This is a genomic window from Sphingobacterium sp. CZ-UAM, assembly GCF_002000245.1.
Taxonomy (GTDB): domain Bacteria; phylum Bacteroidota; class Bacteroidia; order Sphingobacteriales; family Sphingobacteriaceae; genus Sphingobacterium.
Map to the genome: position 1 here is coordinate 114,546 of NZ_MTCM01000006.1, position 15,140 is coordinate 129,685.

Annotated in this window: 9 protein-coding genes; 3 read left to right on the forward strand and 6 right to left on the reverse strand. The window is 40.7% G+C overall.

The annotated features are described in order from the left end of the window. Window positions 1–66: 66 nt before the first annotated feature. A complete protein-coding gene (locus BWD42_RS19800; RefSeq protein WP_139351221.1) occupies window positions 67–2,211 on the reverse strand; it encodes a glycosyl hydrolase family 95 catalytic domain-containing protein in 2,145 nt (714 codons plus the stop codon). Between the two features lie 518 nt (window positions 2,212–2,729). On the opposite strand from BWD42_RS19800, the gene BWD42_RS19805 reads away from it, so the two are divergent. From BWD42_RS19805 to BWD42_RS19815, 3 genes are all read left to right on the forward strand, one after another. Beyond that, window positions 2,730–3,998: a Gfo/Idh/MocA family oxidoreductase gene (locus tag BWD42_RS19805; protein ID WP_077438138.1), complete on the forward strand. Its 1,269-nt coding sequence runs from the start codon at window positions 2,730–2,732 to the stop codon at window positions 3,996–3,998. Between the two features lie 103 nt (window positions 3,999–4,101). Beyond that, on the forward strand, window positions 4,102–7,503 hold the full coding sequence (locus BWD42_RS19810) for a DUF1080 domain-containing protein (RefSeq protein WP_077438139.1): 3,402 nt from the start codon (window positions 4,102–4,104) through the stop codon (window positions 7,501–7,503). Window positions 7,504–7,653: 150 nt separating this feature from the next. Further along, the gene (locus BWD42_RS19815; protein WP_077438140.1) at window positions 7,654–8,904 is read left to right on the forward strand and encodes an ROK family protein; all 1,251 of its coding nucleotides are present in this window, start codon (window positions 7,654–7,656) and stop codon (window positions 8,902–8,904) included. Here the strand turns inward: BWD42_RS19815 and BWD42_RS19820 are convergent. From BWD42_RS19820 to hisS, 5 genes are all read right to left on the reverse strand, one after another. Next, window positions 8,901–9,260, reverse strand: a complete 360-nt coding sequence (locus BWD42_RS19820; RefSeq protein ID WP_077438141.1) for a CoA-binding protein — start codon at window positions 9,258–9,260, stop codon at window positions 8,901–8,903. The two genes, BWD42_RS19815 and BWD42_RS19820, sit on opposite strands and share 4 nt — an antisense overlap. A 134-nt stretch (window positions 9,261–9,394) precedes the next feature. Next, a complete protein-coding gene (locus tag BWD42_RS19825) occupies window positions 9,395–10,585 on the reverse strand; it encodes a serine hydrolase domain-containing protein (protein WP_077438142.1) in 1,191 nt (396 codons plus the stop codon). A gap of 260 nt (window positions 10,586–10,845) precedes the next feature. Beyond that, window positions 10,846–12,477, reverse strand: a complete 1,632-nt coding sequence (locus BWD42_RS19830; protein ID WP_077438143.1) for a pyruvate dehydrogenase complex dihydrolipoamide acetyltransferase — start codon at window positions 12,475–12,477, stop codon at window positions 10,846–10,848. A gap of 29 nt (window positions 12,478–12,506) precedes the next feature. After that, window positions 12,507–13,502: a pyruvate dehydrogenase (acetyl-transferring) E1 component subunit alpha gene (gene pdhA / locus BWD42_RS19835; RefSeq protein WP_077438144.1), complete on the reverse strand. Its 996-nt coding sequence runs from the start codon at window positions 13,500–13,502 to the stop codon at window positions 12,507–12,509. Window positions 13,503–13,745: 243 nt separating this feature from the next. Beyond that, window positions 13,746–15,128, reverse strand: a complete 1,383-nt coding sequence (gene hisS / locus BWD42_RS19840) for a histidine--tRNA ligase (RefSeq protein WP_077438145.1) — start codon at window positions 15,126–15,128, stop codon at window positions 13,746–13,748. Between the last annotated feature and the right edge of the window lie 12 nt (window positions 15,129–15,140).

Below are 15,140 nucleotides of genomic sequence, written 5' to 3' on the forward strand. Positions count from 1 at the left end.
TAAGTTTCATTATTTTTTATTCCCTTTTATTCGTTATCATTTTTAATATTGCTGTGCGTAACTTTATTATTTACGCGCATTGATGGAGACCTTAGTTCCTTTGTTTAAAACCAACATCATTAGACCATCTGCTTCCTCTGTGTAACTACCCTTTCCATGTATTTTAACAATTGGCGCCACCATATCCAGTTTGACTTTCAATACCCCTCCATATTGACTTGTAATTTCTACAGCTATTGTCTTTCCGTTTTTACGTTGAGCTGAAATCAAGTTGCCACCATCTGCCAAAAAATTACTGAACGAAATATCCTTCCATTTGCTGGGAACAGCCGGAAATATCCGCAATACCCCATTCCAATATTGCAAACATAGCTCTTGAATACTTGCCATGGCTGCTAAGGGAGTTTCGATCACTGGACCGCTTTCAGCATATAAGGTATTCGGTTTAATATACTTGTTCAGCAAAATATCCAACGAGGCAAGAGCAGCATCGCCGCGCCCCATCATAGCGTACATGGAGGCAGCCCCTGAGAAAGAATAACCCTGAAGCAATTGTTTTTTACTCTGCCAATGTGCGATAGATTTTTCAATGAGCGCCCTGTTTTCCTTTTGATCCCAGTTTACATCATAAAAAGGATAGATCATCATCAGATGAGAATAATGTCGGTGCGATTCATCATAAGCTACATCTCTGGCAATCATAAAGCCATCACTGTTTTGTGGATATTCGATCAGGTGTTTCATTACATCATCCCATACAGCATGAAGTGAATCCTTGCCACCTCGCTCACTATCCAATTCCAGAAGAGTCTTCAGACCCCATCTTAGGATTGATAGGTCATAATTTGTATTATAGGCAAATCCTTTCGGATATTCAGGGGAGTAGGTTTTAACGGCGATATAGTATTTTCCGGTTTGGTCCTTTTCCAATAAATGCAAATAATAGTTGACAGCTTCTTTCAAAAGCGGAAATAAACGGTCATAAACATCTTTTGACATTGTTGCCCGATAATACTGGTAGTAACTATGAAGTAACCATACCAGGTTACCAAGTTCCTTCTCCCCGTCGGATGCCTGTTCTAACGAGACACCTTTTTGCAACAGAACGGGGCTCCATAAATCTGCTGCTGAAGAACGCCCCACGGCGATGCTGTTGTAACGATAGGGTTTCGGAGCATTGAGACGCAGATTATCTTTGTTTTGGTCAATCATTTGAATCAAGGAATTGGCGATATCCAGATGATTTGCTTTAAATGTCGGTGAATATGCAAGCTGCATATTTAGATTGAGCCAATAAGCTGGCCAGGGAGTGGGACTTGTCCACGGCCCCTGCAGATCCATAGCCGGGTTGCCCGATCGGGTTGCGCTTGCCAGCTTGTACAATTGCATATCGTAAAAGCCTTGGTAGATTGAATCAGGCAATTCAAGTGTAGAGGCCTTAAAATAGCTCGCCCACCATTGACGATGTTCTTTCAAATCTGTATTTATTTCCTCTACACGATATTTTTTAAGATACGCTAACGTTTGTTGGGTAAAATCCGTTGATTTTTGACTATAACCCACTGTAATCACATAGGTATCCGTATCTTTCGTCGATCGAGTTAGATAAGCTGTTGTATACCCGCCGCCCGCTGTTAAGGCTTGTTCATAGTATTTTATGTGGCCTTGTCGTCCATTCTTTCCAGCAGGATTGGCAAGATACTTCTTCGGTTTTTGGGTATAGGAAAATTTCATGCGAGGACTGATTGCCGAATCAGCAACCCAATTGAGCGAGTACTTTCCCCGAAAATCTTGTTTTAATACCTCTAATAAGATAATATTATCATTAGAAAGTGTTGTCGTTCTCACTTTGATCTTTCCCTGATCCGTCAAGACAGTTGCCACAGCATAAGCCTCCTTCAGATAGATATCCCCCCTACTTTGGAGGATTGCACTTCCCAGATCCAGGTCAAAGTACCCCAATGGCAGACGGGCTTTATCGAACAACTTGTCTTCCGAATTTGCACGATGATCGTAGACATCCGTCCGCCCGACATCAATACGCACAGATTTTTTACCGGACAGGTAAGTCATCGTTCCCAATAGACCATTACCGGTAAATACGCCTTCATATATCGTATTTCCGAGCGGCGCAACTTTAAACTGCGCGAGTCCGATTGCTGGTAGGATCAGCGCACAAATAATAGTCAATAGTATTTTTGGTCTCATCATATCGGTTCGCTTCTTTTGAAGACCCCATAAAGATGCCTGATTCTTTAAGTATAAGCAAGCTCGTTTTACGAAAACGATTGAGTGATTAGCAGGGCAGCAGTGTCAAACAACTCTTTATTGTCAAAAAATCACCGGGACAAGAACCCATGGGTAAATACCCACATATAGATCGCTCTATTCTATTAAAAATAAATACAATCAGCAAGATTCAGAATAGCTAGCTATTGGTGTGATTGATTATATGTTGCATATAGTAGTCAAGTTGGGAAGATCGTACATGTAACAATTCTGTAACTAAATATTACTTCCTAACAGAAAAATCGAAGTCTATATATGAAAGAAATAATTTTAGGAGCAGTCTTTTATTATTTTTTCATAAAACAAGAAGAAACAATACGTAAAATTTTAGTTATCAGTTTATATTTAACAGTTTTTTATCTATTTTTAGGTTCAATATCCAATTGCAGTTATTTTAACAGCCTAAAAGGATCAATTATAAAACAACTAATCCAACCAACATGAAAGAACAGAATTCATCAAGGCGTGATTTCATTAAAAAATCAGTGGTAGGTGCCGCAGCATTTTCTATTGTACCACGCTTTGTACTTGGAGGCCAAGGCTATCTTGCTCCGAGTGATCATCTAACTAAAGGAGTAATTGGCGTCGGAAATATGGGCCGCGGACATTTCGGCTATGCCGGGACAAAAACAGTTGCCATTTGTGACGTTGACAAAAGTCATCTTGCGGCTGCGCAAAGTGACTTGGGGGGCGGTGTAAAAGAATACCACGATTTCAGAGAATTAATCAAATCTCCTGAAGTAGACATTGTCCACATTGCCACTCCACCACACTGGCATGGCCTTATGTCCATCGAAGCCGCTAAAGCAGGAAAAGATATCTGGTGTGAAAAACCAATGACACGGACCATCGGTGAAGGTAAAAAAGTCAAAGAAGCAATAGCACAGCACGGAAATATGTTCCGTTTAAATACATGGTTCCGCTTCAAAGATGATTTTTATGGAATGAATGTTCCTGTCAGTAAAATCAAAAAACTGGTGGATACAGGCATGTTGGGTTGGCCATTAAAAGTGACGATAAGTAAACATACAGGATTTGACTGGAAATTCTATTGGGTTGGAAAAGAAAATCTACCTGAGGAACAAGTTCCCGCTGAATTGGACTATGACTTTTGGTTGGGCCCAGCACCGTATAAGCCCTATAACAAACACCGTGTACACACTACTTTTAGAGGATATTGGGATTATGACGGTGGCGGATTAGGTGATATGGGTCAGCATTATATGGACCCGGTACAATATTTCCTAGGTAAGGACAATGAAAGCCCTGTGAGTGTAGATGTCGATGCTCCGCAACAACATCCAGATGCCGTTGGTACCTGGAGACGTATTACTTTCACTTATGCCGATGGCTGTCAGATCATTTTGGATGGCGAGGCTAAAGATGAAAAAGCAGCATACATCGAAGGACCTAAAGGCAAACTGTACAAAGGATTTGCGTCCGACATTCCAGATTTGGAAAGAAAATTGGCACAGTATCCTGAGCCTGCTCCACAGATTACAGACTTTTTGGAGTCTGTCCGGACACGCGAAAAATTTGCCCTCAATGAAATAAATGGACACCGCTCCTGTACATTGGTCAACATGGGATTGGCAGCCCTTCGTCTCAACCGCTCATTGAAATACGATTCTCAAAATGAGCAATTTATTGATGATGATGCGGCAAACCGTTTAATTCACCAACCAATGCGGGGTCCTTGGTCCATCTAACATTTATAATCCGATGAAATATCATGAACAAAAAGAGACATCTGAAAACGGATGGACAGCAATTGCCATGATAGCTTCATGCTGATAAAAGATAAAAATCTCAATGAAAAAGATATTTAATTCGCTGGCCGTATTACTCCTCATCTCGAGTGCCTCATATGCCCAGCAACCACAAAATAGAACTACAGCTACCAAAATAGCTGACGTGCTCGCCCAACAACCGGCGGAGGAAAAAGAAAAGTTTCTACTCGCCATGCATGAGCTGGAAGGATTTACTTCCGATGACATCGTTGCGTTCCTAAAAGGCCTAAAAGCTCCCGGAAGTAATAATGCGCCTATTGAATTTGCAGCCAATAGCTATTCTTTTTATGTTAATCAACCAGGAAAAGAGCAGCAAAAAAAAGTATTTGTTGAAGGCCTGGCAAAATCCATCGCACAACTGAGTGAGCCTACAAATCAGGTTTTTGCTCTACGATTGCTACGTCAATGCGCGGATAACACCGCAATTCCAGCTGTCGCGAATTGTCTAACGAACGATGGCCTAGCTGATGCTGCAGCAAGAACTTTGGTATCTATCGGTACCAACGAGTCTGCTGCGGCCCTAGAAAAGGCATTAGCAGCTTCTACGACCGAAAAAACTGCAATCGCTCTTGTTACAGCATTAGGTGATCTAAAGGTTGCAAATGCCGAAACTGCGATTTTGAATTTAACCCAAAAATATAGTTCAGATGCTTTCCAACGTACAGCGTTGATCGCTCTGAGTAAAATTGGCGGTACAGCTTCGGCGCCTTTATTTCAAAATAAATTAAACGATGCGGCGTATAGCTACGATAAATTTGACGCTGTAGGCCTAGGTATTGATTACGCGCAATCGCTGATCGACAATAAACATGAGCAGGATGCGGTCAAATTCCTGAATAAATTCTTCCAGGAATCACAAAAAGCAAAATCCATTAACGGCCAATTTGCTTCATTGAAATTATTGGCAGCCATCGATCCAAATAAACAAAAGAAAAATCTTCTGTCTGCTGTAAAAAGCGACAATGGTGCATACCGAAACCTTGCATTACAACTGCTTGGAAAGTACGGAAAAGGTGGTGATGCTAAAAGCCTGCTCACCCTAGCAAGTAAAGGTACTCCGGAAGTACAGGAAAGTGTCCTCAACTACCTTGCACATAATGGATCGGCAAGTAGTTTAAATGCAATTCAGGCCTTGGTCGGTAAAACAACTTCACCGGTAACAAAATTAGCAGGATTAAGTGCTATCAATACGCTTTCCCAAGGCAAAGAGACCAATACCTTAATACAAGCCTTCGACACGGATCAAGAATTCAACAATTCTGTTAAGGCACTTATCCTCTCTTCAAAGGATGCAAATGTGATCAATGATGTCAATACTGCTCTCGCATCTGTTGATGACAATAAAAAAGTTCAGCTACTGGATATATTGAGCAAACGCTCCAATAATGCTTCTTCCAAAGCTGTTCTGGCGATCAAAACAACAAATCCGACAGTAGCAGAAGCAATAAATAAGGCATTACCGAATGTTGCTCAGGAATCCGACCTTGAAGAACTTTTCAATAGGTTGAATACAACCTCTGATCCAAACTCCGCGAAGCTGTTGCAAAAGGCGATTGTCAATGTTGTTCAATCAAGCTCCAATGCAAAAGGGCTAACAGAAAAACTAGCTGCCAATATTTCAAAATCGGCAGCTCCTAGCGCTTCAAAGTATTTTCCTATTTTTGCTGGACTCGGTGATGATCAATCCTTAAAAGCAGTCAGCAATTACGTGAATAATAATAATCCGGGGTTAAGGGCTGCAGCCATTACCTCATTGTCTAGCTGGTCATCTGCGAATGCCCTTCCTGAATTGATAGCGCTATCAAGAACGGAAAAAGATGACAACCTATTCAGCACGGTGTACAGAGGATTAATCAAATCCATTTCATCTTCGGCTAATACAGCAGATCAAAAAACGCTTCTATTGCGCGATGCATTTCGTGTTGCAAAAACTGTGGAACAGAAGAAAGCTGCACTATCAGCTCTTCAGCCAACAGGAACCTATCAAGCCTTCATTTTTGCCGCGGATAAAATGGCTGATTCCCAGTTGGGAGAAGCCGCTGCAAATACAGCCATGAATATTGCCATGGACAATAAATATTATGGCAGTAAAGTTAGAGAAGTCCTAGAACAGGTCATCGGTAAACTGTCCGGTAGCGAAAGTGGGTACTTGAAAGAAGCAGTTGTGCGTTATCTCTCTGAGATGCCAATAAAAGAAGGTTATGTATCGCTTTTCAACGGCAAGGATCTTAGCGGCTGGAAGGGTTTAGTTGCTGATCCGATCAAACGTAGTAAAATGAATACCAAGACTTTGGCAGCCGAACAAGCGAAAGCAGACGAGATCATGCGTAAAGGTTGGTCTGTTTCAAATGGGGAGATCGTTTTTAGTGGCAAAGGAGATAATCTGGCTACAATAAAACAATACGGAGATTTTGAGATGCTTGTAGATTGGAAATTGGAGAACTATGGCGGTGTAGACGGTGATGCCGGTATTTACTTGAGAGGTACTCCGCAAGTACAAATTTGGGATATTGCCAATACCAGAGTTGGTGCCCAAGTTGGCTCCGGTGGATTATATAACAACCAGAAAAATGAAAGCAAACCGCTCAAGGTTGCTGACAACGCCACAGGTGAATGGAATACGTTTAAAATCAAAATGGTCGACGATAAAGTCACAGTTTGGTTAAATGGACAACTGGTCACAGATAATATTCCGTTAGAAAATTATTGGGACAGAAACCAATCTATTTTCCCTACTGAACAGATCGAACTTCAAGCTCACGGTTCTGTTGTATATTATAGAGATCTCTTCATCAAAGAATTTCCTAGAAAACAGATCTTTAAAATGAGCGATCAGGAGAAAAGAGAAGGTTTTGAGGTGCTATTTGACGGAACAAACCTAGACAAATGGACTGAGAACAAAGCTTACATCGTTAATGATGAAGGTTATATCTGGGTATACCCTAATGCTAAATTTGGCGGGAACCTCTATACAAAAGAAGAGTACTCGGACTTTGTATATCGTTTCGACTTCAAATTGACTCCAGGAGCTAATAATGGTGTCGGAATACGTGCCCCATTAGAAGGCGACGCGGCTTATGAAGCCATGGAGATCCAGGTGCTTGATAATGATGCCGATGTCTATAAAGATCTAAAACCTTATCAATACCATGGTTCGATCTATGGCGTGGTAACAGCAAAAAGAGGTTATCTAAAACCTTTGGGCGAGTGGAACTCCGAAGAAATCTATGTAAAAGGCAACCGTGTGAAAGTGACGTTGAATGGCACCGTCATTGTCGATGCTGATATTGCCGAAGCGAGTAAAAACGGAACGCTGGATGGTAAAGAGCACCCAGGTTTAAAACGTACAAGTGGCCATATCGGTTTCTTGGGACACGGAACAGAAGTATTCTTCAAAGATATCCGCGTAAAAAGACTCAAATAGTCTTACGAAGCGTAAAAGAGAGGGGATAAGGTATCTTATCCCCTTTTTTCTAAAAGACCGGCTTGTTTGACAAGTGAGAAAATAACCGAATGATTCCAAAACTTTTATTAAATTAAAGCGCTAGGATTCTAATTCAAAATATGATGTTTTATGACAAAAGCCGTAAACTTACTGATTAACAAAAAATTGGACAGTAAACCCGAAAAGAAAAATCTGTTCAATAAACTTTCAATTATCAAATTAATCGCCGAATTAGGATCTGTATCAGTAAACGACATTGTAAAAAACCTATCCCTAAGCCTTCCTACAGTCAACAGCTTGATTGCGGAACTATTGGAGGACAATATTGTTCTTCAATTTGACAAGGGAGAATCTATCGGTGGTCGCAAACCAAACCTATATCGCCTGTGTGATGGACTGTTTCAAGTCCTATGCATCGAACTACAGCGCTTTTCCATCACATTGAGTATCATGGACAACAATCAAAATGTAGTTGCTGAAACAGTAGAACTGGACAATGAGCTTTCACGCAATGCAGACAACCTCCATGATATTACGCAGATTATCGATCAATATCTGCTGGAGAAATCAGTGGACACCGAAAATTTAACCGGGCTGATCATTAGTATGCCGGGTCTGATCAATGCGGAGGAAGGAACCAATGAAACGTTTTTGCATGACGCTTCCCAATCTATTACAGCATTTTTCGAAACCAAATACAGAAAACCTGTTTATATACTCAATGACGTAAAGGGAGCTGCCTATGCCGAACTGAAATTTGGCCTTGCCAAAAACACCCGGAATAGTCTCATTATTTTAATGGATTGGGGGATAGGTCTTGGAATAGTTTCAAATGGCGAAGTTTATCTCGGCCGCGATGGTTATTCCGGGGAAGTGGGCCATATGCCATTCATCGATAACGGCGAATTGTGTTATTGTGGTAAAAGAGGCTGTCTTGAAACGGTGGCTTCAGGAATTGCTTTGGTCAACAATGCAAAACAGGAAATCCAAAAAGGTGAATTGACCAAACTCAATGAATTACAGAAGGAAGAGTTAGATCACCTCACACCGACACATGTGATCGAAGCGGCCAATAAAGGGGATCAGTTTGCCATCAATCAAATTTCTAAATTGGGAACAAATCTAGGCAAAGCATTTGCCTCTTTGATCCAACTGCTCAATCCAGAACTCATTGTGCTGGGGGGTAAAATCGCCAAAGCCAATGAACTCATTACGATCCCGATACAACAGGCCATCAATTCATACACAATGGCTATCTTAAAAGAACATTGCGATATAAAAGTTTCCAGCCTGAATCTGGACAGTAATACAATCGGTTTGACAAACTATTTTATTACAAAATATCTGTCTGTCGAATTACTCCAGAAGTCCAAAATTTAAAACTGACCTGTACTCAATAAGACCAGAGTACAGGCTCTTTCGGTTTTTATGCCATTTTCCATAGCCAAGCGCTCCAGTTCAGCATTCTCCGCCCCCGGATTAAAGATAATACGCTTTGGCTTTGTTGCCAGTATATAGTCATAATACCCCTTCTGATTCTGCTCGCCAAGATACATGGTTATGGTATCAATATCGGTATGCACTTCACCTTTTGTTTCAATAGTAACACCTGCAGCTTCTCCACCGCTTAGACCGATATTAACAATGTCGTGTCCATGCTTACGGAGCATATTCGCAGCTTTATTTGAATAGCGCGAAGGATTCGTACTGGCACCTAAGATTAATGTCTTTTTCATCCTAATACTTTTTATTTGTTCATCTATTACGCAACTTTATGCATTTATATAGTTTTCGTCAATATGAATTCTTAAATTCTGTCCCTTCGTGTATGCGTCCTATTTAAACTTTCTCATTGATGAAGCGAATTGATCTATTCATCAATAATAAAATCGCCATGGGAGCTATAGGCATTTTTACGTAAAACTGGCATTCCTAAAATTTTATAAAGCTCATCCAATTTCACCAAGCTACCATTTGTCATATTTGAAAGTAAGACAATCACAATATTTCTTTTCAGATCGCGTACATAGATGTGACGAAAACCGTGCCACCATCCCGTATGATAAACGATATGGTCGTTTCCATGTTCAAAGGTTCTCCATCCATAACCATAGCTAAAAATCCCTTTTTTGGCGTCGGGATAACCGCGATATGCTGAATCCAAAGTCGATTGCTTCAACAATCGACCATCTCGCAATGCGAGGTCAAAACGATAGAGGTCACGTACTGTACTATACACCCCTTTGTCGCCCAATGGTCCATCCTGAAAGTTCTGTACGACAGACCTCCGCCACACCTTATCGTGACCGATGACATTTGTAGGGATTTTATCGTAGACAGCTTTGGATAATGCAGCGGTGTTGGTCATGCCTGCAACATTAAAGACACTATCTTTCATATATACTGCATAATCTTGCTTCGTCACCTTTTCGATAATAGCTCCTAGTACCATAAAGTTGGAGTTATTATAGAAAAATCGTCCCCCCGGAGCCCCGTATCTGTTCGGCTTAAATTCCGTCAGCATTTTCATAACATCTTGATTGGTCATTCCCTTTTTGCGGTCAGGCCAATGCTTCTCCGAAAAATAGACATAGTTGGGCAAGCCCGAGCGATGAGTCAATAACATTTTAATGGTGATACCCGGGTACGGAAAATCCGGATAAAAATCATTAATAGTCTGATCCAAGCGTAGTTTTCCAGCCTCAACCAACTTCAATACACCCACCGCCGTTATGGGTTTGGTGACGGAAGCCAATTCAAATTTATCATCGATTTCCAGGCTATCCCGCTTTAGGTAGTTGGCCCAGCCGAAAGTATTTTGATATAAAATTTTACCATCCTTGGCAATCAATACATTTCCGTTGAATGCAGCCTTTGAATGTAAGTTTTTCATAAAGGCGTCGATCTTTTGATCTGCATCCTGAGGGTTGTAAATGAGTCTTGTACTATCTATTTTCGCCTGCGCGATCGCCGCTTCTTTTTGTTTTTTCTCTTTTGAACTACAAGCAATTGTAGATACGAACAAAAGAGCTGCCATTCCCTTTAAAAAAAATAATTTCACGTATTGCTTCTCCTGGATTTTTTGTGTTGTGTTTGTCCTCTCTTTATGGCCTCTCTGTACCTTATGATCTAAAAGCGTTCACATCGTAATTATCCCATTCTAACTTTGATTAATGTGTAATCTTTTTGATTTTCAATAAAGAACCGGGCTTAAAGATAATAATGCTAAAATGAATATTTTAGTATAAAAAAACGAATTTTTAGAGCAAAAAAAAGCCACTTTATTACTAAAGTGGCTAATATTTTATTGGTTTGTAGAATCTATGCTAGTAATCTAACTGGATTTTCGACCAATGCTTTTAAAGTCTGTAAAAATGCAGCACCTGTTGCGCCATCTACCACACGGTGGTCACAGCCTAAAGTCACCTTCATTACGTTACCAGGAACTACCGCACCATTTTTCACAACAGGAAAAGCTTGGATAGCTCCTACTGAAAGAATAGCTCCATCAGGAGAGTTAATGATAGATGTAAACTCATCGATACCAAACATCCCTAAGTTGGATACAGTGAAAGTAGAACCTTCCCAATCCGCTGGTTGTAATTTTTTAGCTTTAGCTTTCTGTGCGAAATCTTTCACCTCAGCTGAGATGTGTGATAATGACTTACCATCTGCAAAACGTACAACAGGAACCAATAAACCATCTTCAACAGCCATTGCTACACCGATGTTGGTATGTTCGTTGAAACGGATTTTGTCTCCTTGCCAAGATGAATTCACTGCAGGGTGTTTTTTCAACGCCACTGCAACAGCTTTTACCACGATATCATTGAATGACACTTTTACAGGAGCGACCTCATTGATTTGAGCACGCGCCACCATAGCATTATCCATATCGATAGACACCGTCAAATAGAAGTGCGGTGCAGTAAACAATGATTCACCCAAACGACGCGCAATTGTTTTGCGCATTTGGTTGACAGGTTTCTCTGTATAACGTTCTTCACCAACATATGTAGGTAAAGTGATTGCTTTTGTTTCCGTCGCAGGAGCCGCTGCAGCTGAAGTTTCAGCAGGTTTAGTAGCAGCCGGAACAAAGGATTCAACATCTTTTTTCACGATACGGCCACCATCTGCTGATCCTTTGATATCGCTCAAGTTGATTCCTTTTTCTTTAGCAATCTTACGCGCTAACGGAGAAGCTTTTACACGGGCATCATCGTTTGAAGCGGATGCTACCGGTGCAGCAGTTGCAGCTGGAGCTGAATCAGCTTTAGGCGCTTCTGCAGTCTCTGCTTTTGCAGGAGCAGATTTTTGATTTAATAAAGGAGTAATATCGGTTCCGGCAGGGCCAACGATAGCAATAATATCATTTACTTTCGCAGCTTCCCCAGCTTCAAGACCGACATATAGCAATGTACCATCAGCATAAGCTGTGACTTCCATTGTCGCTTTGTCTGTTTCTACATCAGCGATAGCATCATCCGATTTGATCGTATCACCAACTTTGAAATTCCATTGCGCAATAACACCTTCTTTCATGGTGTCGCTCAACAATGGCATTGTGATCACCGTACATCCCAATTCCTCAGGAGTGACCGTGCTAGCCGAAGATTCTGCCGGAGCAGAAACTTCTTCTTTCTTTTCTTCAGTTTTTTCCGGTGCTTTTTCAGCTGCAGGAGCATCACCATTCAATAAAGCCTGAAAATCTTCACCTGGTTCACCCAAAACAGCAATAACAGCATCAATCGCTACTGCTTCACCTTCTTTCGGGCCAATATATAAAAGAGTACCTTCTTGGTAGGACTCGAAGTCCATTGTAGCTTTATCTGTTTCAATTTCAGCCACTAAATCACCAGAATTTACTTTATCACCAACATTTTTGTGCCATTTTGCGATGACCCCTTCGGTCATTGTGTCGCTCATTTTGGGCATTCTTACTACTTCAGCCATTCTGTATTATATTATCAAGTTAAAGAGTATTAATCTAAAATAAATGGATAGTCTTGTTGTACGTAAACATCTTTGTACAATTCATCTGCAGTTGGATAAGGAGATTCCTCTGCAAATTTTACGGACTCATCAACTACTTTTTTCACGTCAGCTTCAACCTCAGCAAACCAAGCTTCGTCTGCATAGTTGTTTTCCAAAATAGCGTGTTTCGTAGACAACAATGGATCACGGTCTTTATAAGCTTCTAATTCTTCTTTTGTACGATATTTCGCGGGGTCAGACATGGAGTGTCCTTTATAACGGTATGTACGGATTTCCAAGAATGTAGGACCTTCACCAGCACGCGCACGTTGAACAGCTTCATCCATTGCATTGTGTACAGCGACTACATCCATTCCATCTACCGGAGCAGAAGGCATATCAAAACCTAATCCCATTTTGTAAATATCCTGCATGTTCGTTGTACGTTGTACAGAAGTACCCATTGCATAACCGTTGTTTTCACACACGAAGATCACTGGAAGTTTCCATAACATCGCCATGTTCAACGTTTCGTTGAATGCACCTTGACGTACAGCTCCATCGCCCATATAACAGATGTTTACATTATCTGTACCAAGATATTTCTCAGCAAAAGCGATACCAGCACCTAAAGGAATCTGACCACCTACAATACCATGGCCACCCATGAATTTATGCTCTTTAGAAAAGAAGTGCATAGAGCCTCCTTTACCTTTTGAACAACCAGTGATCTTTCCATACAATTCTGCCATACAAGCATTTGCAGAAACGCCTTTAGCCAAAGCGTGGGCGTGATCACGATAAGCAGTAATTAAAGAATCTTCAGGTTTGATAACCGACATCGTTCCAGCGACTACAGCCTCTTGTCCTATGTACAAGTGACAGAAACCACGAATCTTTTGCTGTCCGTAAAGTTGACCTGCTTTTTCTTCAAACTTACGCATAAGTAACATCGACTTATACCACTCCAAATATGTCTCTTTTGTTATAGGTGTTGAACTCATTTCAAAGTTTTGATTTTCTTACAATTCTAGACTACAAATCTAATAATTTTGGATGAATTTCCTTGGTCAAAAATCAATTTTATTTACACTTTAAGACACTTCTAAGACATTTGATTTAAAGTATATAGCATTTTTCAGCAAATAAATGAAAGGCACAATCAAATAAATCAAAAACTTATGAAAATAAAAAAGCCAAACGACCTAATAATCATTTGGCTTAATCTATTTTATAGAAATTGTTTGCTAACGAAGTTTTTGGATAAGCTCACTTTCGGTAACCTTCACCTGCTCCCCACTTTCCATATCTTTAAGGGACAGTTGACCTGAGGAAACCTCTTCCTCTCCAACCAATAAGACATAAGGTATTCCCTTTCCATCTGCGTATCCCATCTGCTTTTTCAACTTCACCGGAGCAGCATACAGTTCTGAGGCGATATTTTCCTTACGCAGTTTATTGAGCAAAGCAAGTGTATAGCCTTCAAGTTGTTTATCAAAATTGATGATCAATAGCTTGGTAGAATCCGCTTTATTTGCCGGGAATAAATTTAGCTCTTCCAAAACGTCGTATATACGATCAGCACCGAATGAGACTCCCACCCCTGTCAGATCCTTCAATCCGAACATCCCCGTGAGGTCATCGTAGCGTCCTCCGCCACCGATACTTCCCATTGCGACTTCATTTGTCTTCACTTCAAAAATACAGCCTGTATAATAATTGAGACCGCGTGCCAACGTAATATCCAGATCAAGAATACGGGTCAACAGGTCCGTGTCGCCGCTCAACTTGGTAATATAATCGAAGACTTCCTCTATTTCAGCAATACCTTTTAAACCGACCGAAGAGTCCGCCAAGATAGATTTTAACGATGCCAGCTTTTCTTCATTTGACCCCTCCAATAAGATAATTGGTTTCAATACGTCCAGATCAGCTTCGGTAAAACCTCTTTCCAACAATTCTTTATTGACACCGTCTAATCCGATTTTATCCAATTTATCAATGGCTACAGTCATATCCACAATAAGTTCTGGCTTTCCGATAATTTCGGCAATGCCGGAGAGGATCTTCCGGTTGTTGATTTTGATATTAAAATCTTTCAGCCCAAAACGCTCGAAAGCCTCTTGATAAATCAGAACAAACTCTGCTTCGTTTAATAGGCTTTCTGAACCTACCACGTCAACATCGCATTGGTAAAATTCACGGTAACGACCTCTTTGCGGGCGGTCTGCGCGCCAGACAGGCTGTACCTGAAAACGCTTAAACGGTAGGGAAATATCGTTTTGGTGCATCACCACGTAACGTGCAAAAGGCACCGTTAGATCATATCGCAATGCTTTTTCACTAATATGTGGAATGAGTTTATTTGAATTTTTATCATGAAGTAGATCATCTGGGGCTTTTGCCAGATAATCTCCGGAATTAAGGATCTTAAAGATCAATTTATCACCTTCATCACCATATTTACCTGTTAAGGTCGTTAAATTCTCAAATGAAGGCGTCTGTATTTCATTGTAACCATATTTTTTAAACACAGCTTTCAATGTGTCAAAAATATAATTACGTTTGATCATTTCGGAAGGCGAAAAATCACGGGTTCCTTTCGCCAAGGAAGGTTTTACTGTTGCCATATCCGGCAAAGT

Coding starts and splice junctions, on each gene's coding strand:
- BWD42_RS19800 (WP_139351221.1), bottom strand. CDS start 2,211: ATGATGAGACCAAAAATACTATTGACTATTATTTGTGCGCTGATCCTA.
- BWD42_RS19805 (WP_077438138.1), top strand. CDS start 2,730: ATGAAAGAACAGAATTCATCAAGGCGTGATTTCATTAAAAAATCAGTG.
- BWD42_RS19810 (WP_077438139.1), top strand. CDS start 4,102: ATGAAAAAGATATTTAATTCGCTGGCCGTATTACTCCTCATCTCGAGT.
- BWD42_RS19815 (WP_077438140.1), top strand. CDS start 7,654: ATGACAAAAGCCGTAAACTTACTGATTAACAAAAAATTGGACAGTAAA.
- BWD42_RS19820 (WP_077438141.1), bottom strand. CDS start 9,260: ATGAAAAAGACATTAATCTTAGGTGCCAGTACGAATCCTTCGCGCTAT.
- BWD42_RS19830 (WP_077438143.1), bottom strand. CDS start 12,477: ATGGCTGAAGTAGTAAGAATGCCCAAAATGAGCGACACAATGACCGAA.
- pdhA (WP_077438144.1), bottom strand. CDS start 13,502: ATGAGTTCAACACCTATAACAAAAGAGACATATTTGGAGTGGTATAAG.
- hisS (WP_077438145.1), bottom strand. CDS start 15,128: ATGGCAACAGTAAAACCTTCCTTGGCGAAAGGAACCCGTGATTTTTCG.